Origin of the sequence: Afipia massiliensis (genome assembly GCF_001006325.2) — a bacterium.
In the GTDB taxonomy this organism is placed as follows: Bacteria; Pseudomonadota; Alphaproteobacteria; order Rhizobiales; family Xanthobacteraceae; genus Afipia; species Afipia massiliensis_A.
The window spans coordinates 1,350,834-1,373,993 of the sequence record NZ_LBIA02000001.1 but is presented as its reverse complement, the minus strand read 5'-3'; the positions used below and the strand labels follow the sequence as shown (position 1 = coordinate 1,373,993).

Sequence of the window (23,160 nt, the reverse complement as noted above, 5' to 3'; positions counted from 1 at the left end):
TCAAGCTCCACGCCACCGGCATACTGAATACAACCAACCGAACCGAAATGCGGCGTTTTAACCGGCATACGCTGCCGACCGCGGGATCGTCAAACATTAGTCATGCAATTGCTGAAGAATTTAGGTTACGGCGGCGCTCTGTCGCCGGTTCCTTCATGCAGATACGTGCTGTCGCCCGGTAAAGGTACGTTCGCTTCAGGACTTTTGTTTCACGCGCCGGCGAATAACGATAACGGTCGACAATGCTACCGCCAGTGCTGCGGGAATATCCCGAACCCGCGAGAAAAGCGGCGCAGGTACGGGTTTTGGCAAGGCTGAATCGAGCACGCCCTCGGCGCCAAGTTCCAGCTGCGCGATGATGCGACCGAGCGGATCAATCACGGCAGAGATGCCGGTGTTCGCGGAGCGGACTAGGGGAAGCCCCTCTTCGACCGCCCGCAATCGCGCCTGCTGCAGATGTTGGTAGGGGCCGGTCGAGATACCGAACCAGCCGTCGTTGGTCAGGTTGACGATCCAGCCGGGACGGTCGTCGCCCGACACGATGTCGCCCGGAAAGATCGCTTCGTAGCAAATCAGCGGCAGCATGCGGGGCGCATTCGGCACCGTCATGGTCCGCCGCCGGTCGCCCGGAATGAATCCGCCGCGCACCTTGGTAATCTGGACGAAGCCAAGTTTTTCCATCGCCGACTGGAATGGAAGGTACTCGCCGAACGGCACGAGATGCAGCTTGTCGTACATCGACAGGATCGTTCCGTCGTGATCGATGACATAGATCGAATTATAGGCGCGTGTGATCTGCGTTCCGGCGGGCTGGTCGGGCGGGCGGATCGCGCCGGTGACCAGCACTGTCCCTTGGGGCAACAGGTTGGCGATCTGCGCCATCGCCTCGGCTTCGCGCGTCAGGAAAAACGGAAACGCGGACTCGGGCCAGATCAGAATGGTGGCGTCGCGGACACCGCTCGACTGCGGTCCGGTCGCGCGGTCCGACAGCGACAGATACTTGTCCATCACCATCTGCCGGGCTGAGTAATTGAACTTCACGTCCTGCTGCAGGTTCGGCTGCATCAGGCGCAGCTTGACCTTATCGACAAACTGCGTCGGGTGGTTGGCAAGACGTAGCGCGCCGAAGATACCCATTGCAGAGAGAAGGAGAAGGGAGGCGGTGAGCGCGATCCATGGCCTTCGCGTGACGATACGGTCGTCAGCCAGCACGGCGGGACTTGCGAACACTGCGATCGCGATGAACGTCAAGCCCCACAGCCCGACCAGCGAGGCGCTCTGCGCCAGCGCGAGCGGTTCGGTCAGTGCGTAGCCGAAAGCATTCCAGGGAAAGCCGGTCAGGACATGTCCGCGCAACCACTCGCTGGCCGTGAGCGCGCTGGCGAGGCTGAGAATACGAAATGCGTCCGGAGTCCAGATCAGGCGCGCCAGCGCAAAGCCGAAGGCCATGAACAGCGCGAGTCCCGCGGGCAGACCCATGACCGCGAACGGGAGCAGCCACGCAAACGTCTCGGCATCGACGAGAAATGCGTAGCCCACCCAGTAGAGTCCCGCGAGGAAGTAGCCGAAGCCGAACCACCATCCGCTGAGCGCCGCCGCCGGAATGCCGCCGAGCCGTCCGGCGCCCGAGCCGTCGATCAGCCAGACCGCCACCGGTATCGTCAGAAACAGGATCGGCCATGCGTTGAACGGCGCCATCGCCAGCGCCGACAGCGCGCCCGCGACCAGCGCGATCATCGCGCGCTTCCATCCCCACGACAGGATGATGCCGGTGATAAGAGCGCGGAAGGATGTCATCGGCTGCCGGCGCCGTCGCTGGATGGCGGCGGATTGGCCGGATCGCCGGACTGAGCCTGCGCGGCATCGTTCGCCGCCTCGCGGCGGCGCAATTCCCGGTGGCGCAGGTTGGAGCGGTCCTTGTGCGTCCCGATGCGCACGCGCTTGACGCGGCGCGGATCGGCGTCGAGCACTTCGATCTCGAACTCGCCCGGTCCGGAAATGATTTCACCACGCACCGGCAGGCGGCCGACCTGCGTCACCAGATAGCCGCCGAGGGTATCGACCTCTTCACCCGCTTCACCGGTGTCGAATTCTTCGCCGACCACGGATTGCACATCCTCTAGGCTGGCGCGCGCGTCGGCGATGAACGATCCGTCGGATTGCCGCACCACGGACGCCGGCTCATCGCTGTCGTGCTCGTCATCGATTTCACCGACCACCAGTTCGACAATGTCCTCGATCGAGACCAGACCGTCGGTGCCGCCGTATTCATCGACCACCAGCGCGAGGTGGATGCGGGTTGCCTGCATCTGCGCCAGTAGATCGATGGCGGGCATCGAGGGTGGAACATAGATCAGCTTGCGCATGATGTCGGCGCTGGACAACTGCATGCGCAGATCGACCGAGCGCAGATCGAGGCCGGCGGGGAAGGGCTTCTTGCGCTTGGCGTTGACCTCGTCCGCGACCTTCGCCTTCGACGTCATGAACGCAAGCAGGTCGCGGATATGGACGAAGCCTTCGGGGTCGTCGAGCGTGTCGTTATAGACCACGAGTCGCGAATGGGCGGCGCTTTCGAACAGGCTCATCAACTCGCCGAGCGAGATATCCCGTTTGACCGCGACGATGTCGCCGCGCGGCACCATGACGTCGGCGATGCGCCGCTCATGCAGCCCCAGGATGTTGCGCAGCATGGTGCGCTCGACCGTGGTGAAGCTGGTTTCGTCAGGAGTGGTGGCGTCGAGCACCACCTGAAGGTCGGCGCGCGCGGAGCCTGCCTTCCATCCAAACAGCGTACGCAGCGCGCGCATCAGCCATAGTTCGGACGACGGGCGCAGCACCTCGCCATGTTGCACAGGGACCGGCAGATTGCCCGATCGTTGCTGATCGGGATTATCGTCGGATTTCTCGGCAAGAGAGTCGGGCACTTCAGTTCACCTGGTCGTCATGCGCGTAAGGATCGGGAATCCCGAGCTGCGCAAGAATGTCCCGCTCGAGACCTTCCATGATCTCGGCATCGTCGTCGTTCTCGTGATCGTAGCCTATCAGATGCAGGAAGCCGTGCACCGCCAGATGGCTGAGGTGGTGATCGAACGGCTTGTGCTCGGTGTCGGCCTCGCTGCGCGTGGTCTCGTAGGCAATGGCGATGTCGCCGAGCATCCGCGGCGCATCTCCGTCGGGCGCGCGCTCCGGCTGCAACGCCGGAAACGACAGGACGTTCGTGGGCTTGTCGATGCCCCGCCAGTTCTTGTTGAGGGTACGAATGCCGGCATCGTCGGTCAGCATGACTGCGATCTCGGCGTCACCGGTGTCGGCATCGACCATGGAAGCCGCCGTTTCGATGGCGCGATGGATGATGGTTTCCGCGCCGCTCTCACGGACCCAGCAGTCAGCCGTCACAAGCACTTCGGTCGCGGGAATGTCGGCGGACGTCATGTCAATAATCTTGGTTACAGTTGTCGGTCACATCAATGCATCACGACTTGCCGGTGCCGGGCTGCTTCGGCGCGCCTTCGTAGGCGGCGACAATCCGCGCCACGAGTTCATGGCGGATCACGTCCTGAGCGGTGAATTTCACCTGTGTGATGCCTTCAACTCCGTCGAGCAGTTTGGCCGCTTCCGCGAGCCCCGACGGCTGGCCGTTAGGCAGGTCGACCTGGCTCGGATCGCCGGTGATGATCATGCGGCTGTTCTCGCCAAGCCGCGTCAGGAACATTTTCATCTGCATCGATGTGGTGTTCTGCGCCTCGTCGAGAATGATCGCCGCGTTGGTCAGGGTGCGGCCGCGCATGAACGCCAGCGGTGCGATTTCGATTTCACCGCTTTGCAGACCGCGCTCGACGATGCGCGAATCCATCAGGTCGTATAGCGCGTCGTAGATCGGCCGCAGATACGGATCGACCTTTTCGCGCATGTCGCCCGGCAAAAACCCGAGGCGTTCTCCGGCCTCAACCGCAGGGCGCGACAGGATGATGCGATCGACTTCCTTGCGCTCGAACAACTGGCAGGCCTGCGCCACGGCGAGCCATGTCTTGCCGGTGCCGGCGGGGCCGATGCCGAACACCAGTTCATGGCGCTTCAGCGCGCGGATGTAGGCATCCTGCGCTGCGGTTCGTGCGCGCACGGGGCGCTTGCGCAGATTGATTTCCTCGAACTGTGACTTCGCGGTCTTCGGATCGAACTCGAACAGCGAGCCCTGGGCAATGACCGCGCGGATCGCGCCTTCGACATCGCCCTGCGCGATATCCTGGCTGCGCACCGCCTGCTCGTAGAGCATTTCGAGCACCCGCCGTGCAGCGTCGCAGCCGTCGCGCGATCCGGCGATGGTGATGTGATTGCCGCGCGAGTCCGCGACCACGCCGAGCCGGCGTTCGATCAAAGCGAGATTTTGTCCGTAGGGACCGACCAGGGCGGAGGCCGCGCCATTGTCGTCAAAGGCAACGACGATCTGGGCTTCGTGCGGGGTCTGAACGTCGTGCTTGCGGCTGGGGGCGAGTGTCGGCGAATCCGATGCGCTTTTTGGCAAGGGTTCAGGCTCCGGTGGTCATAGCGGGCGGGGAAGTTTTGGTGGGTTGGGAAATGGACGCGCTGCGCGACGGCGCGGGATCGGCAAGCGCGCCGATCAGGCTGTAGCGCTCGAGGCTGTCGATAGTGACAGGCAGTATCTGGCCGATGATGTCGGGCGAGGCCATGACATGAGCGGGCTGAAGATAAGCAGTGCGTCCGACGATCTGACCCGGATTGCGCGCAGCGCGTTCGAACAGCACATCGACCGTCTTGCCGATCGCCGCCGCATTGAAAGCGGCCTGCTGGCTGTCGATCAACTCCTGGAGCCGCGCCAATCGCTCGTCCATTAGGGTGGTCGTCACCGTCTCCTGCATGTCCGCGGCCGGTGTTCCCGGCCGGGGCGAATACTTGAACGAATAGGCGCCAGCGTAGCTGATTTGGCGGACCAGCGCGAGTGTTGCCGAAAAGTCTTCCTCGGTTTCACCGGGAAATCCGACGATAAAATCTGATGAAAATGCAATGTCTTCGCGCGCCTTGCGGAACCGCTCGACGGTGCGGGCATAATCGGCGGCGGTATGTTTGCGGTTCATCGCCTCCAGAATGCGGTCGGAGCCGGATTGCACCGGCAGATGCACGAACGGCATCACGGCGGGAATGTCGCGGTGGGCCTCGATCAGCGCGTCATCGACGTCGCGGGGATGGCTGGTCGAGTAACGCAGCCGAGCGATGCCGGGAATGTCGGCGAGACGATACAGCAGCCGGCCGAGCGACCATGACTTGCCGTCGTCACCGTCGCCGTGAAACGCGTTGACGTTCTGGCCGATCAGGGTGATCTCGCGCACGCCGTTGTCGGCGAGCCGCTGCACGTCATCGATGATGCGCGCGACCGGGCGCGACACTTCCATGCCGCGCGTATAAGGCACCACGCAGAAGGTGCAGAACTTGTCGCATCCCTCCTGCACGGTGACGAAAGAGGAGATGCCACGCGCGCGGATCACCGCGGGCCTGGGATCGGGCAATGATGCGAATTTGTCTTCGACCGGGAATTCGGTCTCGATGGCGCGTCCATCGGTCTTCGCCTTCGCCAGCAACTGCGGCAGATGATGATAGCTCTGCGGGCCGACCACGATGTCGACAGCACGTTCGCGTCGAATGATCTCGCTGCCCTCCGCCTGTGCGACGCAGCCCGCGACCGCGATCCGCATCTCGCGGCCGTTGCGTGCGGCCTCGTCCTTGACGGTGCGCAGGCGTCCGAGTTCCGAATAGACCTTCTCGGACGCCTTCTCTCGGATGTGGCAGGTGTTGAGGATCACGAGATCGGCGTCATCGACGCTGGCCGTTTCGACGAATCCCTCAGGCGCCAGCGTGTCCACCATGCGTTGTGCATCGTAGACATTCATCTGACAGCCGTATGACTTGATGTGCACCTTGCGCGGCGTGGTCATCGAAATCCTGAATGGCGGCGCTCCGGGCCGCTCTCTGGCGCTTCAAATATAGATAAAGGGCCACGAAATCCAGCGATGGGGTCACTCCCGGATCGCTCGAAAAACCGCCTATCTCGTTGTTTTGCCGCGATTTTTCCGAAAGTGGTGTATTCACGGGTTGGCGGCGCGCGCCCTTAAACGACGGCTATTTCATCGCGATTGAGGCTTGGCGCGATCAGAGCGGGCAATGTCCGCATGTCGTCGATGACGATTGCGGCGCCGGCGGCACGCAACCGATCCGCGTCGCCGGGCCGGCAGTGGCTGCCGCCGGTAAATCCGATCACGGTCATTGTCGCGGCGCGGGCAGCGGTGACGCCGGGCACGCTGTCCTCGACCACGACGCATCGCGCCGGCGGCGTATTCATCTGTGCGGCGGCAAACAAAAACAGATCCGGCGCAGGCTTGCCGCGCTCGACCTGCATCGCGGAGAACAGATGCGGGTCGAAGCGGTCGAGCAGCCCGGTGGTGCCGAGGCTGCTGCGAATTCGCGTCGGTGTGCCGGACGACGCCACGCAGATGCGCTGGGACAATCTGCCGAGCGTGTCGGCGATGTATGGAACAGGCTGGAGCTGCTCGCCGAACACGCGGTCAATCGTAGCTCTCAATTGCGCGGTATAGGCGTCGGGAAAGGCGCGGCCGAGTTCGGTCTCGACTTCCAGCCTTGCCTCACGCGCGGAACGCCCGAGGAAACGATCGTGCACCTGCTCGGCGGAGATTGCATAGCCGTGCTGCGTCAGCACATCGGCATGAACCACGCAGGCCAGCGCCTCGCTGTCGACGAGCACGCCGTCGCAATCGAAGATGATAAGATCGCAAGTGGAGGAAGGGCTCAAGTCTTGTCGTCGTCCCGAGTTTTTTCGTCCAATGGCACGCAATACAGCTCAAGCCGGTGATCGACCAGCTTGTAGCCGAGCTTGCGCGCGATCTCGGTCTGGAGTTTCTCGATCTCCTCGGAGGTGAATTCGATCACCTTGCCGTCGCGCAGATTGATGAGATGATCATGATGGCTTTCGGGCACCTGCTCATAGCGGGCGCGGCCCTCGCGGAAATCGTGACGCTCGATAATGCCGGCGTCTTCGAACAGCTTCACGGTGCGGTAGACCGTCGAGATCGAGATTTTGTCATCGACCGCGACGCAGCGACGGTAAAGTTCCTCGACGTCGGGATGGTCCACGGCTTCCGCCAGCACGCGCGCGATGACGCGGCGCTGCTCGGTCATGCGCATGCCGGCCGCAGCGCAGCGCTTTTCGATATCCGTATGCTTGCCTGTGGGCATGGATTTGAGGGACGTCATGACGCCAGTTTCCTAAGGAGGTGCACGTGTTTTGCCACCACAGGGAGCTTACGACAAGTCTCGTTGCATCACCACGGCGTTCAATTGTTCGCCGCTGGCGTCCTTGTAGTACCGTTCGCGGCGGCCAACGACACGAAATCCGGCGCGTTCATAAAGCGCGCGGGCAGGGCGGTTGTTTTCCTCGACTTCGAGAAACACGGTTTTCAGGCCGAGTCCAGCGAGATGTCCGAGATGCGTGCGCAGCAGGTCACGTGAAAAGCCGTGGCCGCGATGCTTCTCTGCAACTGCGACAGAGAGGATTTCCGCTTCGTCTGCCGCAGTGCGCGACACGATAAAGCCGATGGTCGTTCCACCAAGCCGCAGCCGATGTGCAAGCGCATTGCGCTCGATCAGAATCTGCTCGAATTCTTCCGTACCCCAGCCGCGATGAAATGAGGCGCGGTGCAGTTGCGACAGTCGCGGCGCATCGCGCAGGTTCGCGGGCTCGACCGTGGCATCGGGCCGTTTGAAGAGTTGTGGCAGAAGTCCGGTGAGAAATGCAGGAAGGCGCGGCATGCTTAAGACCGCGCATCCGGCAAAGAAAAGCCGGCCTTCGGCTTGGCGTCGGGGAGGCGCAGGTAGAACGGCTTGGGCGGTGCGGCGTCCGGCTCGGTGGCGGCTCCGATCCATGCGACCCACGCAATGTCGGGGCCAGGTTTGGGATCAACCAGGGAGGGCGCGGGCACGTTGCGCGGCCAGCGATCCGCAAGGATGCGCGCGGCATTCCCGACCATGCGCAGCGCACCGAAACGTGACGCCGCGAAGGTGTCCTCGATTGGAACGACGGCTGGCCGCATCAAGGCTGAACCGTTGCCGGCGACGACCTGAAAATAAACGTGGTCGTGCCGTGCGTCGATCGCGGCGATGATCGGCTGCTCGCCTTGTTCGGCGACCAGCGGCGCGACATAGGCCGACAGGGTGGTGAGACCGATCACCGGCTTGTCGGCGGCAAGGCCAATGCCGCGCGCCGCCGAGATGCCGACACGTAATCCCGTAAAGCTGCCGGGCCCGGTGGTGACGGCGACGCGGTTGAGGTCAAGGTAACGCAGGCCGGAGGCTTTCATGACGCGCGCGATCAGCGGCATCAGCGCCTCGGCGTGGCCGCGCTTCATCTCCAGCGTTTCGTGCGCGATCATGGTTCGTGCACCCGCATCCAGGACGGCAGCGGCGCAGTAGTCCAGCGCGGTATCTATGGCAAGAACGATCATGGGAGTGATCTAGCACCGTTGGAGGCTTCCGAGGAATGCCAAAGAATGCCAACTGGCGATGATGCAAACACGGGTCATCACCGGGGATAGCCGTTCGAAGAACGGCGTCGCTTCCGCTCGCCTATGTCCCGGTGATCGATCTGGATGGAACGAGCGCGGTGCCCCAAAATCGAAATGGCCGGGACAAGCCCGGCCATGACAAATCTGTGCGTGAATTGACTTGAGAGAAACTCAGCCGATCACATCGGCCGGACTTCGACCACGTCCGGAATGAAGTGCTTCAACAGGTTCTGGATGCCGTGCTTCAGCGTCGCGGTCGATGACGGACAGCCGGCGCAGGAGCCCTTCATGTCGAGATAGACGATACCGTCCTTGAAGCCGCGGAAGGTGATGTCGCCGCCGTCGCTGGCGACCGCCGGACGGATGCGCGTCTCAAGCAGGTCCTTGATAACTGCGACCGTCTCGGTGTCGGCCTCGCTGAAGAATTCCTCGGCGTGCGGCGCGTCGCCGTCCGCGACCTGGCCGTCGGCGAGCAGCGGCGCGCCGGACATATAGTGTTCCATGATGACGCCAAGGATCGCAGGCTTGAGGTGCTGCCAGTCGCTGTCGTCCTTGGTGACGGTCACGAAATCGGAGCCGTAAAACACCCCGGTGACGCCCGGCACGGCGAACAGCCGTTCGGCCAACGGCGAGCGGGTGGCGGAGTCGCGGTCGGTGAATTCCATGGTGCCGCTGTCGAGCACGGCACGGCCGGGAATGAACTTCAGGGTGGCGGGATTAGGCGTCGCTTCGGTCTGGATAAACATCGAAATCTCCGGCGCATCGCCGGTTCAAGGCCGGCGCGAACGGGTTAAGTGAGGGGTCCCTATAGCACAGATAGCGGCTGAAACAGCCCGATCAAGACCGCATGGCGGGTGTTCCGGGGACGTGAACTCAATTATGGGTCGTCCCCGCCTTCCCGGGGACGACGAGGGGATAGGTTATGACAGCGAGTCGAGGTCGATATCGCTGAGGCTGCCCGGGACCACGGTGATCGGAATCGGAAATGTCCCGGCGCTTTTCGCCAGCAGGGTGATAATCGGGCCCGGCCCCTCTGCGCCTGCGCTGGCCGCCAGGACAAGCATCGCAATGTCGACGTCCTTGTCGATGACGTCGAGAATCTGCTCGCCGGGGTCGCCTTCGCGGATCACACGCTCCGGCGTGATGGCCGCGATGCCGTTGGCGCGGCCTGAGGCGCGGTCGAGCGCCGCATTGGCGATCTCCTCGGCCTCCGCGCGCATGATGTCGGCCACGCCAAGCCATTGCTGATTACGGTCGCCAGTGTCGATGACACGCAGCATCACGACGCCGCCGCCGACACGGACTGCCCAGCGGCTTGCGTAATACACCGCGCGGTCGCCCTCCGCGGTGTCGTCAACGACGACCAGACATTTCGGCTTGTGGCCCTGCTCGTAGCTTCGTCGCTGGCTGCTCATGCATGTCCCGGATGATGAACCGGCGTCATGCTGCCACGCGCGAGGGCGCGCCGACAAGGCGAGAAGAGACTTGACGGAACTTGATTCGCGCCTTCGCGGCATGCGTCCCGCGATGACCTCACATCGATGGTGAGCGAGGTTACTTCTTGCGGATCAAGCCAACGATGTCCTTCACCGCATTCATGGTTTCGGCTGCGATGACGCGGGCCCGGTCCGCGCCGTCAGCCAGCACAGCGTCCACATAGGCGGTGTCCTGTGTCAGTTTCTTCATCTCGGCGCCAATCGGCCCGAGCTTGGAAACCGCAAGATCAACCAGCGTTGACTTGAAGCCCGAGAATTGTCCGCCGCCGAATTCTCGCAGCACATCCGGCCGGGGCTGTCCCGACAACGCAGCATAGATGCCGACCAGATTGTCGGCCTCGGGACGGTTCTTCAGGCCCTCTTCCTCGCTCGGCAACGGCTCCGGATCGGTTTTCGCCTTGCGGACTTTTTGCGCGATGCTGTCGGCATCGTCGGTGAGGTTGATGCGCGAGTAATCGGATGGATCCGACTTCGACATCTTCTTGGTGCCGTCGCGCAGCGACATCACCCGCGTGGCGGGGCCGGTGATCAGCGGCTCCGGCATCGGGAAGAACTTCTCGCCGAAATTGTGCGCGCGGATCGAGTCAGAAAAGTCGTTGTTGAATTTTTGCGCAATGTCGCGCGCCAGTTCCAGGTGCTGCTTCTGGTCTTCGCCGACCGGCACATGGGTCGCGCGATAGACGAGAATGTCGGCGGCCATCAGGTTCGGATAGGCGTAGAGGCCGACCGATGCGTTTTCGCGGTCCTTGCCGGCCTTCTCCTTGAACTGGGTCATGCGGTTCAGCCAGCCCAGCCGCGCCACGCAGTTGAACACCCAGGCGAGTTCAGCGTGTTCGGAAACCTGGCTCTGGTTGAACACAATGTGCTTTTTCGGATCGATGCCACTGGCGATGAAGGCCGCGGTGACCTCGCGGATCGTGCGCGTCAGTTCGGCCGGGTCCTGCCAGACGGTAATGGCATGCAGATCCACCACGCAGTAGATGCAGTTGTGGGTGTCCTGGAGTTTGACGAAGTTGACGATGGCGCCGAGATAGTTGCCGAGGTGCAGATTGCCCGTCGGCTGGACGCCCGAAAAAACCAGTTCTTTTGCAACCATTTTTACTCGTTCCTGTGCCGCCCGCCCGGCAGCCGTCCCCTGAATGCGCGTCGTCTTTAGCCACGCGGGTGCTACTCGCGCAAGCCGCCATCGCGCAAATTACTGATGGCTTCACCCCAGCTCACCACGCCGAACAGGTCCAGCAGCAGGCCGTAAAACGACACGCCGGCCGCCACCAGCCCGCCGAGAATGGTGATCTGGGCCGCAAAGCCTGCCGTGGCCGTTACCGGGGAAACGAAGGATTCGGCGAGGAAAAGCATCGCGCCCATCGCCCCCGCGCATATCGCGATGCGCGGCAGCCGCCGCCGCGCGGTGGCGTCGATGGAAAAGCCGAAGGTTGCCGCGCCGCGCCAGGCCAGCACGGCTGCGCAGCACCATGCACCGAGCGAGATACTGGCGGCGACGCCGCTCGCGCCATAGGCGTGCCCGAAGAACAATCCGCACACCACCGCCGTTGCGATGCCGAGCAGCGTTGCAGCCAGCGGAGTCTTGGTGTCCTCGCGCGCGAAGAACGCCGGAGCCAGCACCTTGACCAGAACGTGGGCCGGCAGGCCAAGGGCGAGAATCGAGAGTGCCTGTGCGGTGGCAACGGTGTCCGCCGGTGTGAATGCGCCACGCTCGAACAGCACGCGGATGATCGGTTCGCTGAGCAAGGTCAGGCCGAGCGTCGCCGGCAAGACCAGCGCGGTCGCGAGTTCAGCCCCGCGGGATTCGGCCTGCATCAAGGCTTTCCGATCACCGCTGCGGATGGCGCGGGTAAGTTCCGGCACCAGCACCGTGCCCATCGCCACACCGACCATGCCGAGCGGCAGTTCGATCAGGCGGTTGGCGAAATAGAGCCACGACACCGCGGCGGGCGTGCTTGAAGCGATGATGGCGCCGGCTACGATCAGGAATTGCGGGCCGGCATTGGCCACCATGCCGGGGATGCCCTTGCGCAGAAATCCGCGAATTTGCGGGTCAAATGAAATCCGTATCGGTGTGGCGATGCCGTCGCGCCATGGCCTGCGCTGAATCAGAATCAGCATTTGCAGACAGCCGGCGACGCCGACCGCGCCCGCGATCACGGTGGCCGAGAACAGCGGATCGTGCCGCCAGACCAGCAGCACGATCAGCACGACGATCATGGTGATGTTGAACAGCACCGGCGAAAACGCGGTGAGCATGAAACGGTGTTCGGCGTTCAGGACACCGATCATCACGATGGAGGGACCGACAAACGCGAAATAGGGCATCATCAGCCGTGCGTCGTCGATGGCGAACTGCAGCGTTTCACGGCCGACGAACCCCGGCGCAAGCACCGTGATGACGAGCGGCATCAGCAAGGTCAGCACCAGCGCGATGCCGATCAGAATGAGACTGACGCTGCCGAGCACGCGTCCCGCGAAGGCCGCTGCCGCGACCGCGCCTTCGGATTCCCGCACGCGCAGATAATGCGGCACCAGCGCCGCGTTCAGCGCGCCCTCGGTGAAGGAGCGGCGCGTCACGTTGATGAACTGGAAGGCGACCAGAAATGCGTCTGCGATCGGGCCGGCGCCGAGCAGCGCCGCGATCAGGGCATCGCGGATGAACCCCAGCGTTCGCGACGCCAGCGTTCCGGTCGATACGGTGAGGATGTGACGGATCATCGAACTATTCTGCGGATCACATGCTTGCTGGCGGGCGCATTGTCGTGATAGGTCGCCGGACCTTCATGGCCCCATGAATTACCAGCTTTTGCCGGTTCCGGCCCCCGCCCAGCAGGATTATCATTAATGACCGCAGCGACATACGACGTTCTCGGGATCGGCAACGCCATCTTCGATATTCTGGTGCAGACCGACGATGCTTTTCTCGGCCAGCACGGCATGGCCAAGGGCTCGATGGCGCTGATCGACGAGGCGCGTGCCACTGCGATCTACGCGGCCATGGGTCCGGCCATCGAGATGTCGGGCGGCTCGGCCGCGAACACGATTTTCGGCGTGGCCGGTTTTGGCGCGAAGGCTGCGTATGTCGGCAAGGTCAAGGACGACCAGATCGGCCGCATGTACAGCCACGACATTCGCGCGGCGAACGTCGCGTTCACGACGGCGGCTGCGACGGACGGCCCGGCCACCGGATGTTCTTATATTCTGGTGACGCCGGACGGCGAGCGCACCATGAACACCTATCTCGGCGCGGCGCAGGACCTGTCGCCTGCCGATATCGATCCGGCGCAGATCGCGGCGTCCTCGATCGTCTATCTCGAAGGCTATCTGTGGGACCCGGCCAATGCGAAAGAGGCATTTCTCAAAGCCTCCAAAATCGCTCACGACAACAAGCGCAGCGTGGCGCTGACGCTGTCGGACGCTTTTTGTGTCGGCCGTTACCGCGACGAATTCCTCGACCTGATCCGGACCAAAACGGTCGATCTGGTGTTCGCCAACGAGGCTGAACTGACTTCGCTCTATCAGACCGACGATTTCGACAAGGCGCTGGCGCAATTGCGCAACGATGCGGAGCTCGCTGTCGTCACCCGCAGCGAAAAGGGCTGCGTGGTTGTTGCGAAGGACAAGGTAACGCCGGTCCCGGCATTTCCGGTGAAGCAGGTGGTGGACACCACCGGCGCGGGCGACCTGTTCGCCGCCGGATTCCTGTTCGGCATCGTACGCGGTCTCAGTCATGAGCAGTGCGGGCGGCTTGGCGCGCTGGCCGCCGCCGAGGTGATCCAGCATATCGGCGCGCGGCCGCAGGCGTCGCTGAAGGCGTTGGCGCAGACAGCGGGCCTGCCGATCTAGACCGGCCGGCTAACGGCCTCCTCGTCGGTTGATCACCATGGCCGGGACCGCAACGATGCGCCAATCGTTCACGATTGGGTGAGCTTCTGTTAACCGCGATGGTTCTTGAAGCCCCTGTCCCCGCATCCATATGGGGATGACACTTTTGGGCTGGAACCATTTGCCCGCCACGGTCGTTGGAATTTTCCGCGCTGTGCGGGCAACGATTAGTTATGTGCAGAGTACCGCGCGCTGCGCGGCGGAAGGACACCATGATTACGACCTGGAGCGAATGGAAACGTTATCCGAAGGCCGTGCGGGGCGAGAGGCTGGAAGCGCCGATCGGACCGGGGATCTTCGAGGTCAGGCACGCATCGTCCGGCGCGCTGTTCGCATTCGAGGCTGCCGACAACATCGCGCACGCGCTGTCGTCCATTACCTCGGGACCCAAATCATTCACCTCGTGGTTTGGCAAGCGCGATCCGGTGACGTCGCTCGATCTGGAGTACCGCACCTTCGCAACGTCGACCCGCGAGGAGGCCAAGGTTGCCGCTGAGCGCATGCTCGGCCGCCGCGAAGCCTATTTGAGCCACGTGGCCTGATTGAGCTGCGACGTTAGCGGCGTAGCGCGCCGATCATGCGGCTCGCGAAAGCAAGCCGCTCGGCCATTACCGACATGAAGTAGGTCAGAAGTTTTTGGCCGAGTTGCGGGTTGCCGGCCGTCAATGCGTTGAAGGCGTCGGCGCGCAGCACATAAAGAACGCTGTCGATTTCCGCCTGGATCGTGGCGCTTCGCGGTTGACGTGAAACCAACCCCATTTCCCCGACTGTGGTTCGCCGTCCCAGGCTTCGCACCCGCGTGGTGCGGCCGTCACCGGCCTCGACGGTCACGCCAATCCGGCCGTTCAGAATAAACAACATCGAGTCGGCCGGGTCACCCGCGCGGGCGATGACTTCAAACGCGCCGACCTCGATACGTTCGCAACGCCGTGCAAGTTCAGCCGCGTCGTGTTCGCTGCCGAGAATTCTTGTGAACCAGCTTTGCAGATCGCCTTCTTCCTGCTCCAGGCCGCTGTGCCGGGCGATGATTTCGTTCTCACACCACTCCAGCGCATGGTCGAGCTCCGGCATCACCAGGATGTCGCCGGACAGAAACTCTCCCGAGCGCAGCATTTTCTCGGTTGTCCGCGGCAGATTGACGAGAACCAGTTTGACGCTGCTTTCGAGTGCCGAGCGCCGGATCTGGGCGAAACTGTAGGCGGCAGATGAATCGATCCCGGTCACGAGCTTGAAATCGAACACCAGATATCGGCACTCGGGATGGTGCAGCAGCAGCGTCCGGACGTGCTGGTAAAGCCGGTTGGCCGAACCGAAGAACAAATAGCTTTGCAGGTTGAGTCCGTGAATTTCCTTGCCGTGAGCGCTCAGCAGCGCGAGGTCATGCCGCGAGCGATCGAGCGAGCTGCGATACTCCGCTCCGTTGAAGCCGAACTTGATGGAGCTGATGCGCGACGCACTCAGGGCGAATGTCGCGCAACCGATCACGATTCCGATCAGAACGCCGGCGATGAATCCCCACGTCATGATGATGACAATGATCGCGAGCAGCGACAGGTATTCCAGAGTGGAAAGCCGGCGCCGCGATTCGACAATCCAGCGATTGAGCTGATCCACGCCGAGATAGATCAGCAGGCCGCCGAGGATGAATTTGGGCATGTAGCTCAGCAGCGCAGGGTCGGCCACAAGCATGATCACCGCGACGGCGGCGACAGCGAGCCCCGAGATGCGGCCCGTCGCGCCGCCGCTGACATTGAGCAGCGACCGGCTGAGGGAGAGGCATCCCGCATAGCCGCCGAAAAGTCCGGACAGGATATTGGCTGTTCCCGCCACGGTTAGCTCACGCTCGAGATTCGCCTCGCGGCCGGTCGCGACCTCCAGGCCCGTGGTGTTGAACAGCGTGCTGATCGCGGTGACGAAAATGACCGCAATGAGATTGCCGACCAGCCCCGGCAGCGCCTGCCAGGGAAAATTCTGAATGTCGCTCAGATGCCATGGTGTTGTCAGGCTGGCGCGCGGCGGCGACTGAAACGTCCAGCCGAGTACCTGAGCCTGCTCCAGCGAAGTACCAGCGACATGGAAGGCGATGTGAGCCATCACAATGCCGCCGATCAGGATGGCCGGAAGCGCGAGGGGATTACGGGAGCGGTGCCACATCAGATAGATCATGAACGCCAGCGCGGCTCCTGCGAGAAGCTGGTACATCGTCATGGGATCTGCGAGCGAGGTGAGCGTGTCGAATCGCAGAGGACGATCGGCAATGACCCGGACGCCGCCGAGTGCGATCAGGAGCGCGGTCGCGCCGAGGAATCCGCCGATCACCGGATAAGGCACGTACCGGATCGCGCGGCCGATCCGGGTGAGGCCCATGCTGCACAGCACGATCCCCGTGATGATCGTGGCAGCGGAAAGCGTCAGAAGTACCGGGCCGAGGAGCTGCGCCGAGGGATCGGCCGCCGCGATGTGTTCGATCAGCGATGCCGCCAGGATGCCTGTTACTGCTGCCGTGGAGGTTTCAGGGGCGCCGACGGCGAAGGGAAACGTGCTGCCCAGCGCGACCACCACGGCGATGATCGCAGTCGCCGTGAATGTCGCTGCGATACCGTAGGGCAGGTACGGCACCAGCGGACCGCTGAAGATCAGCACCGAATAGGACAGTCCGAAGGACACCGTCAGAACTGCAGGTGCTGCGCTGGCGAAGATATCGTTCAGCCACTGGCGCAGCTTCACGTTGGGGCTGGAAACGGAGTTAGCGGAGGGGAAGGCCACGCGGGACATCCATCGATGGAGGCCCGATTGTCCTAGACGACGGCAATGCAGACGTAAAAGAGATTTTTATGACAGTCGTTCGGGTGGAAGGCGTCTGCGCGGAATGAGAATCGCGGTGCCGCTTGGTAGGGTCGTTCGCAGGTCAATCGTTGAAAAGAAAAAGCCGCGTCGTTTCCGGCGCGGCTTTCATCTTGCAGACAGCAGAGCTGCGAGGGCTCTCAGCGCCCCTTGAACTTGGCCGGGCGCTTTTCGAGGAACGCGCCGACACCTTCCTTGAAGTCTTCGCTGCGGCCTGCGACGCGCTGGAATTGCTGCTCGAGATCGAGTTGCTCCTCGAACGAGTTGTTCTCGCTCTCCCAGTACAGGCGGCGGATCAGCGACAGCGCCACTGTGGGACCGTTGGCCAGATCATGCGCAAGCTTCCTGGTTTCCTCGGCCAGCGCCGCATCGTCCACCACGCGGTTGACCAATCCCCATTCCAGCGCCTTCTCGGCGGGAAGCCGTTCGCCCATCAATGACAATTCGACCGAGCGGGCCTTGCCGATCAGACGCGGCAGGATCCAGGTCGATCCGCAGTCCGGCACCAGGCCGATGCGCCGGAACGCTTGCAGAAAATACGATGACCGCGCACACACGATAAGGTCGCCCATCAGCGCGAAGCTCATGCCCGCGCCGGCCGCGGGGCCGTTCACCGAACTGACGATCGGACAATGCAGATTGCGCAGGCGGCGCAGGAACGGATGGAATCCGGTTTCCAGCGAGGTGCCGGCACTCTGTCGCTTGCCGCTGGTATCGTTGCGGCCCTGCAGGTTGGCGCCGGTGCAGAATGCCTTGCCGGCACCGGTGATGACGAGGCAGCGGACCTCGTCGCGTTTCTCGTCGATTGTATCCATTGCCTCAGTGAGGCCCGCGAGCATGTCCATCGACACCGCGTTCATGACTTCCTGATGGTCGAGCACAAGGGTTGCGACGGGGCCGTCGAATTCCAGCCGGCAATGTTTGAACTGCATGCGTTCCTCACTTGATGGGGTTGATTGACCGCCGCGTCCGGCAGATTCTGCCGCGTGCGTTTCACGGCGACTATTCCGGAAACCGAATGGGCTGTAAACGGCGCGCGATGACGCCGTCACAATTTCGGGGCTGCCATGCGCTGCGAACATTTATTCCGCATGGCGAAAGAGTCAGGTGAGCCGCGGCTGAGCGTTTGATTTTGCGAGGCCGATTGGCCAATGTCGCGGCCAAGAAAAACGCAACAGGAGATGAAACGGGCATGGGCATTTTCGATCTGAGCGGCCGTGTGGCGGTGGTGACCGGCGGCAATGGCGGCATTGGTCTTGGCATCGCACAGGCATTGGCGGAGGCGGGTGGCACGGTGTCGATCTGGGGTCGCAATGCCGACAGGAATGCGCAGGCTGTTGCTTCGATCACCAGCAAGGGCGGCAAGGCCGAGGCGCGCGTTTGCGATGTCACCGACGCTGCGTCGGTGAAGGCTGCGATGAAAGCCACGCTCGACACGCTCGGCCGCGTCGATGGCTGTTTCGCCAATGCCGGGATCGGCGGCGGTGGACGGCACGCCTTCATCGATCGCACGGAAGAAGACTGGCGCAAGATGTTCGCCACCAATCTCGACGGCGTGTTTCACGTGTTTCAGGCTGCGGCGCGGCACATGACCGAGCGCGCGGCAAAAGGTGATGCTTTCGGGCGGCTGGTGGCGACATCCAGTATGGCGTCGCTGTTCGGCACGGCACGTAACGAACACTACGCGGCGACAAAGGCTGCTATCAATGCGCTGATCCGCGCGCTCGCGGTCGAACAGGCGCGTTACGGCATCACTGCCAACGCGATCCTGCCGGGCTGGATCAAGAGCGAGATGACCGAAGGCCTGATGGCAAATGATAAGTTTGTCGGCAACGTGATGCCGCGCATTCCGGTGCGGCGGTTCGGCGAGCCGTCGGACTTCGGCGGCATCGCGGTTTACCTCATGAGCAAGGCCTCATCGTATCACACCGCGGATAGCATCCTGATCGATGGCGGCTACACGGTGTTCTAGAGTGTGATCCACCGAAATTGAAACGCATTCTCTCCGCTCATTCCCGCGAAAGCGGGAATCCAGAGCTTCAAGAACGTGGGTCCCCGCTTTCGCGGGGACGAACGGGGATGGACTCCGATTCAATAAACATGGATCAGGTCACGCTCAAAACGGACAAGCAGGTTCTTATTCCGGCAGCGGAATGAACTCATGCTCGTTCGGCACATGGGCGAAGCGTCCCGCCTTCCAGTCGGCCTTGGCCTCCTCGATGCGTTCCTTGCTCGAGGAGACGAAATTCCACCAGATGTGACGCGGGCCTTCCAGTGCGGCTCCCCCTAAGAACATCATCCGCGCGCGGCGCGTCGCCTTCACGGTGATGCGGTCGCCGGGGCGGAAAATCAGCAGCCGCGGGCCTTCGAATTTCTCGCCGGTGATTTCGATCTCGCCGTCGACGACATAGATCGCGCGTTCTTCGTGGTCGGCGTCGAGCGGGACGCGCATGCCTTCGTCCAACGCGACTTCCACATAGAACCACTCCGAGACCATATCGACCGGCGATTTCGCTCCGAACGATGATCCCGCAATGATGCGCGCCTTGAAGCCGGCATCCTGCACCGTGGGCAATACCTCTGCGCCGAAATGCTGAAACGACGGGGCGATCTCCTCCCTGCCGACCGGCAGTGCGATCCAGCTTTGCAGCCCGAGCATGCTCTGGCCGTTGGCGCGCTGCACGTCGGGCGTGCGCTCGGAATGGGCGATGCCGCGACCGGCGGTCATCAGGTTCATCGCGCCGGGCTGAATTTCCTGAATATTGCCCTCGCTGTCGCGATGCATGATGCTGCCGTCGAACAGATACGTGACAGTGGCGAGGCCGATATGGGGATGCGGGCGCACGTCCATGCCCTTGCCGGCGACGAATTGCACGGGGCCGAAGTGATCGAAGAAAATGAAAGGGCCAACCATCTGCCGCTTGCCGTGTGGCAGTGCGCGGCGCACCGCAAAGCCGTCGCCTAGGTCGCGGGTGCGCGGCACGATGATGAGTTCGAGCGCGTCGCAGGTCTGCGGGTCGCCGAGGATCGGATCGTTTGAGGGCATCCAGCTCATGGTGTCGCTCCCTTTTAGATTGTCATTGCCGGGCTTGACCCGGCAATCCAGCTTTCAAGAAAATTCAGTCTTGATGGATACGCGGGTCAAGCCCGCGTATGACAGTTGAGATCGTTGCGCCTTCGGTTGCGCTACACGCTCGCCGATGCTTCCATGAGCGCGTGGACGGGAAGTATCTTACGAACAGCGGACGACGATGCAATCTGACCCTTTTCGGCATAGGCTTCGTGGTTCGCCTCGATCTTGTCGAGCGCGTAGAGATAGTTGACCATCAGCCCGTGCGATTGCTGCATGCCCTTTTCGGAACGGTCGCCAAGGAAATTCAGCCGTTCCAGTTGCGCACCGTTGCCGAGATGAAAACGTGCGACCGGATCGAGCGGATGGCCGCGCGAACCCTTGGCTTCGATGAAGTAGTACGACGCCAGCGGCAGCAGCTCGGCCTTGACCTGTTCGGCGATGTCAGGATCGTCGGCCCAGCCCGGCGTATCCAGCGCTGCGAGTGCGGCGCGCGTCGGCGCATCGAGCAGCGGCGAGTTCTCGGCGGCGCGTTCGCGCTTCAGCCAGGCAGCGAATCCCGGAACCGGCGAAAGCGTCACGAAGGTTTGAACGTTCGGCAGTTCGCGCTTGATGTCCTCGACCACCTGCTTGATCAGGAAGTTGCCGAAAGAAATGCCGCCGAGGCCCTTCTGGGTATTTGAAATCGAATAGAACACCGCCGTTGTGGCGTCGCTGGCTGCAATCGGCGCACGCGTCAGATCGAGCAGCGGCGCGATCGCCGCCGGGCTCTCGCGCGTCAGCGCGACCTCGACGAAGATCAGCGGCTCATCGACAAGCTGCGGATGGAAGAAGCCATAGCAGCGGCGGTCAGACGGTGCGAGGCGGCTTCGCAGATCGTCCCAGTTCGAGATGGCATGCACCTGCTCGTAGCGAATGATCTTTTCCAGAATGTTCGCGGGCGTGGTCCAGTCGATCCGTTGCAGCACGAGAAAACCCCTGTTGAACCACGACGCAAACAGATGCACGAAATCGCTGTCGACATGTTTGAGCGCCGGATGATCCTTGATATGCGCCAGCAAGGCCTCGCGCATCCGCACCAGTGAGGCGGTGCCGCCCGGCGCAAGATTGAGCCGTCGGATCAGTTCCTGCCTGCGCGGCTCTGCCGCCTTCAAAAGCTTGCTGACGGCGTCAGGTGAGGTGCCATTGTCGCGCACCGCGGCCAGCGCCGCGTTCAACTCCTCCATGTCCGGGCCGAACAGGTCGGCGAGGGCATTGAGGAAGGCAAGCTGGTCGGCTTCGCTCGCAGCGGAATAGCCGGCCAGCAAGGTATTGGCGAGCGCGACGCCGGTGGCTTCGCCGCGCCGCGACAGCAGGGTTTCGCTGAGCCCGATCAGTTCGGCTTGCGACATCGCGCGTGCGCCGTTCGACAGGCCAAGCAGGCTGCGGCCCCGCGCGGTCAGCGTGGTCAGAAGATTGCTCAGGGAGGCGCGGTCCAGTCCGAGGGTCGCCATTCGTCAGCTTGCTCCTGCGCAGTCGGGCGTCATTCGCCGATGATAGACAGCGAATGCGACCGATTCCAGACGGTTTGCTTGCAACTTTGGTTTGCGCCTGTACGTGGCGGTAATCCTCTTTCCCTCTCCCCTTGTGGGAGAGGGTGGTTTCGAGCGTAGCGAGAAACCGGGTGAGGGGTGTGGACGCCAACGTAGAACCGTAACCCCTCACCCGGCTCGATCTCGTTTCACTCGATCTCGCCACCCTCTCCCACAAGGGGAGAGGGAAGAAGGGTGCCATGTCGTCGCGATCTCAACGCCGGGATAATTCTGGAGGCAGTGCGGCTTAGAGCCGCGCGAGCGACGTGACGCGGTCGATGCGATCGAACGTGTCGAGCGACAAAATGGCATCGGCGAAACGGTCGGCGCGCTCCTTGAGCACCGGCCGGGCAAGTTGCAGGAATTTCTGCTGCATTGCCGCCGCGTCGGGGAACGACGACGGCTCGCCTGACGGATCGGGGATCAGGCGCTCCAGCGTGCCTTCACCGCTTTCGATGCTGACGCGCGCGCCAAACGGATGAGTCTTTCCTTCGAGCCGGGCGTCCTGCACGACCTCGATCCTGTCGGCGAGCGCTTCGATTGCCGGATCGCCGAGCCGCTTGTAGTCGTCCCAGCCGAAAGAGCCCTGATCGAGCGCCAGCGCGCCGGTGAAGAACATCGAGAACTGTCCGCCGACCACGCTGCGGGCATGGCGCTTGGTGGCGGCGTCGCCGGTCAAGGTGATGCCGTTACGGTGCAGGCCGATCTCGACACTTTTGATGTTTTCCGGCGTGAGATTGTGTTCGCGGCGCATGGCAATCAGCGCATCGATAGCGGCATGGGTATAGCGGCAGCTCGGATACGGTTTCACGCCGATCTTCATGGTCTCGTAGACGCTGCCGAGGCCGGCGATGGCCTTGTCGGGATGCGCGTCGTCGCTGTAGCCGACCAAGAGGCCATGCTTGCCTTCGACCGATTCCGTCGCGCCGATGAATCCCTCGCGCGCCAGTGACGCGGCGACGACGCCGTTCATCGCGGCGGCGCCGACCTGATAGCGCTTGTTCCAGGCGCCGTTGACAAGAAACTGCAGCGAGCCCGCGGCCTGACTGCCGGAGACGCCGAATGCGGCGACAATCTGCTCCGCGCTGAGTTTGTAAAGCTTCGCCGCCGCGGCCGCCGCGCCATAGGTGCCGGCGGTGGCAGTGGGGTGAAAGCCCTTGGCATAATGCGATGTCGGGTCGAGCGCGTTGCCGAGCCGGCAGCACACTTCATAGCCGGCGACGATGGCGGTCAGCACCTCGCGGCCGCTGGCTTTCACGATTTCGCCGACCGCGAAGGCGGCAGGCACGACGGGAGCGCTGGGATGCAGCGAGGAATCCGCATGGGTGTCGTCGAAGTCGAGCGAATGGCCAAGCGCGCCGTTCAGCAGCGCCGCAATCGCCGGGGTGTAGGTTCTGGCATCGCCGCATACCGTCGCGTCGCCCTTGCCGTCGAGACCAAGGGTGGCGAGCATGGCCAGCAGTGACGGCGTCGATTCCGCCTCGCTGCGCGCACGCACGGCGCTGCCCAGAAAATCGAGCGTCAGCGCCTTGGCGCGCTCCAGCACATCCGCGGGAATGTCCTCATATTTGAGATTCGCGACGTAAGCGGCCAGCGTTGCGGTTTCATTCGCCATTGTTGTTCTTCCTGTTCGTCGGACGGCACACTAGGCATCCCGTGGTGCTTGTTCAACCCGCCGCGTGTCATGCCTGCCTTCTTGA

Annotated in this window: 21 protein-coding genes; 3 read left to right on the top strand and 18 right to left on the bottom strand. The window is 62.8% G+C overall.

Translation table 11 applies throughout. From position 1 onward, the window contains the following. Positions 1–195: 195 nt before the first annotated feature. The 13 genes from lnt to murJ form a co-directional block, all read right to left on the bottom strand. Entirely contained in the window at positions 196–1,797 is a 1,602-nt protein-coding gene (gene lnt / locus YH63_RS06470) for an apolipoprotein N-acyltransferase (protein WP_046828310.1), read from the bottom strand. Then, complete coding sequence (locus YH63_RS06465) at positions 1,794–2,924, bottom strand: hemolysin family protein (RefSeq protein ID WP_046828311.1); 1,131 nt, start codon at positions 2,922–2,924, stop codon at positions 1,794–1,796. The genes lnt and YH63_RS06465 overlap by 4 nt, the downstream gene beginning before the upstream one ends. Before the next feature lies 1 nt (position 2,925). Next, complete coding sequence (ybeY, locus tag YH63_RS06460; RefSeq protein WP_046828312.1) at positions 2,926–3,432, bottom strand: rRNA maturation RNase YbeY; 507 nt, start codon at positions 3,430–3,432, stop codon at positions 2,926–2,928. Positions 3,433–3,472: 40 nt separating this feature from the next. Further along, complete coding sequence (locus YH63_RS06455) at positions 3,473–4,522, bottom strand: PhoH family protein (RefSeq protein ID WP_046828313.1); 1,050 nt, start codon at positions 4,520–4,522, stop codon at positions 3,473–3,475. Between the two features lie 4 nt (positions 4,523–4,526). Beyond that, complete coding sequence (miaB, locus tag YH63_RS06450; protein WP_046828314.1) at positions 4,527–5,948, bottom strand: tRNA (N6-isopentenyl adenosine(37)-C2)-methylthiotransferase MiaB; 1,422 nt, start codon at positions 5,946–5,948, stop codon at positions 4,527–4,529. 173 nt (positions 5,949–6,121) lie between these two features. Then, entirely contained in the window at positions 6,122–6,820 is a 699-nt protein-coding gene (locus tag YH63_RS06445) for an HAD family hydrolase (protein ID WP_046828315.1), read from the bottom strand. Continuing rightward, positions 6,817–7,281 (bottom strand): Fur family transcriptional regulator, encoded by a 465-nt coding sequence (locus YH63_RS06440; RefSeq protein WP_046828316.1) that lies wholly within the window; start codon positions 7,279–7,281, stop codon positions 6,817–6,819. The genes YH63_RS06445 and YH63_RS06440 overlap by 4 nt, the downstream gene beginning before the upstream one ends. Positions 7,282–7,329: 48 nt before the next feature. Then, positions 7,330–7,836, bottom strand: a complete 507-nt coding sequence (rimI, locus tag YH63_RS06435) for a ribosomal protein S18-alanine N-acetyltransferase (protein WP_046828317.1) — start codon at positions 7,834–7,836, stop codon at positions 7,330–7,332. A gap of 2 nt (positions 7,837–7,838) precedes the next feature. Then, positions 7,839–8,528, bottom strand: coding sequence for a tRNA (adenosine(37)-N6)-threonylcarbamoyltransferase complex dimerization subunit type 1 TsaB (gene tsaB, locus YH63_RS06430; protein ID WP_046828318.1), 690 nt, complete (start codon positions 8,526–8,528; stop codon positions 7,839–7,841). Between the two features lie 239 nt (positions 8,529–8,767). After that, on the bottom strand, positions 8,768–9,334 hold the full coding sequence (locus tag YH63_RS06425; protein ID WP_046828319.1) for a NifU family protein: 567 nt from the start codon (positions 9,332–9,334) through the stop codon (positions 8,768–8,770). A 174-nt stretch (positions 9,335–9,508) separates the two neighbouring features. Further along, positions 9,509–10,003, bottom strand: a complete 495-nt coding sequence (locus YH63_RS06420) for a universal stress protein (RefSeq protein WP_046828320.1) — start codon at positions 10,001–10,003, stop codon at positions 9,509–9,511. A gap of 139 nt (positions 10,004–10,142) precedes the next feature. Then, a complete protein-coding gene (gene trpS / locus YH63_RS06415) occupies positions 10,143–11,180 on the bottom strand; it encodes a tryptophan--tRNA ligase (RefSeq protein WP_046828321.1) in 1,038 nt (345 codons plus the stop codon). Positions 11,181–11,251: 71 nt separating this feature from the next. Continuing rightward, complete coding sequence (gene murJ / locus YH63_RS06410) at positions 11,252–12,808, bottom strand: murein biosynthesis integral membrane protein MurJ (protein ID WP_046828322.1); 1,557 nt, start codon at positions 12,806–12,808, stop codon at positions 11,252–11,254. A 126-nt stretch (positions 12,809–12,934) separates the two neighbouring features. Here murJ and YH63_RS06405 point away from each other — a divergent pair, with 126 nt between their 5' ends. Together YH63_RS06405 and YH63_RS06400 are read left to right on the top strand one after the other, a co-directional pair. Continuing rightward, positions 12,935–13,936: an adenosine kinase gene (locus tag YH63_RS06405; RefSeq protein ID WP_046828323.1), complete on the top strand. Its 1,002-nt coding sequence runs from the start codon at positions 12,935–12,937 to the stop codon at positions 13,934–13,936. A gap of 251 nt (positions 13,937–14,187) precedes the next feature. Continuing rightward, positions 14,188–14,517 carry a hypothetical protein gene (locus YH63_RS06400; protein WP_046829712.1) on the top strand — a complete coding sequence of 110 codons (330 nt, stop codon included), beginning with the start codon at positions 14,188–14,190 and terminating at the stop codon, positions 14,515–14,517. A 13-nt stretch (positions 14,518–14,530) separates the two neighbouring features. Here YH63_RS06400 and YH63_RS06395 read toward each other — a convergent pair whose 3' ends face one another. Next, a complete protein-coding gene (locus tag YH63_RS06395; protein ID WP_046828324.1) occupies positions 14,531–16,750 on the bottom strand; it encodes an SLC26A/SulP transporter family protein in 2,220 nt (739 codons plus the stop codon). A gap of 209 nt (positions 16,751–16,959) precedes the next feature. Then, on the bottom strand, positions 16,960–17,751 hold the full coding sequence (locus YH63_RS06390; protein WP_046828325.1) for an enoyl-CoA hydratase/isomerase: 792 nt from the start codon (positions 17,749–17,751) through the stop codon (positions 16,960–16,962). A gap of 260 nt (positions 17,752–18,011) precedes the next feature. Here YH63_RS06390 and YH63_RS06385 point away from each other — a divergent pair, with 260 nt between their 5' ends. Beyond that, positions 18,012–18,791, top strand: coding sequence for an SDR family NAD(P)-dependent oxidoreductase (locus YH63_RS06385; protein WP_046829713.1), 780 nt, complete (start codon positions 18,012–18,014; stop codon positions 18,789–18,791). Positions 18,792–18,956: 165 nt separating this feature from the next. On the opposite strand, the gene YH63_RS06380 is transcribed toward YH63_RS06385, so the two are convergent. The 3 genes from YH63_RS06380 to YH63_RS06370 all read right to left on the bottom strand — a co-directional run bounded on the left by YH63_RS06380 (position 18,957) and on the right by YH63_RS06370 (position 23,075). Next, positions 18,957–19,874, bottom strand: a complete 918-nt coding sequence (locus YH63_RS06380) for a pirin family protein (RefSeq protein WP_046828326.1) — start codon at positions 19,872–19,874, stop codon at positions 18,957–18,959. 131 nt (positions 19,875–20,005) lie between these two features. After that, positions 20,006–21,382, bottom strand: a complete 1,377-nt coding sequence (locus YH63_RS06375; RefSeq protein WP_046828327.1) for a malonyl-CoA decarboxylase — start codon at positions 21,380–21,382, stop codon at positions 20,006–20,008. A gap of 325 nt (positions 21,383–21,707) precedes the next feature. Then, positions 21,708–23,075 carry an MmgE/PrpD family protein gene (locus tag YH63_RS06370; RefSeq protein ID WP_046828328.1) on the bottom strand — a complete coding sequence of 456 codons (1,368 nt, stop codon included), beginning with the start codon at positions 23,073–23,075 and terminating at the stop codon, positions 21,708–21,710. Positions 23,076–23,160 lie beyond the last annotated feature (85 nt).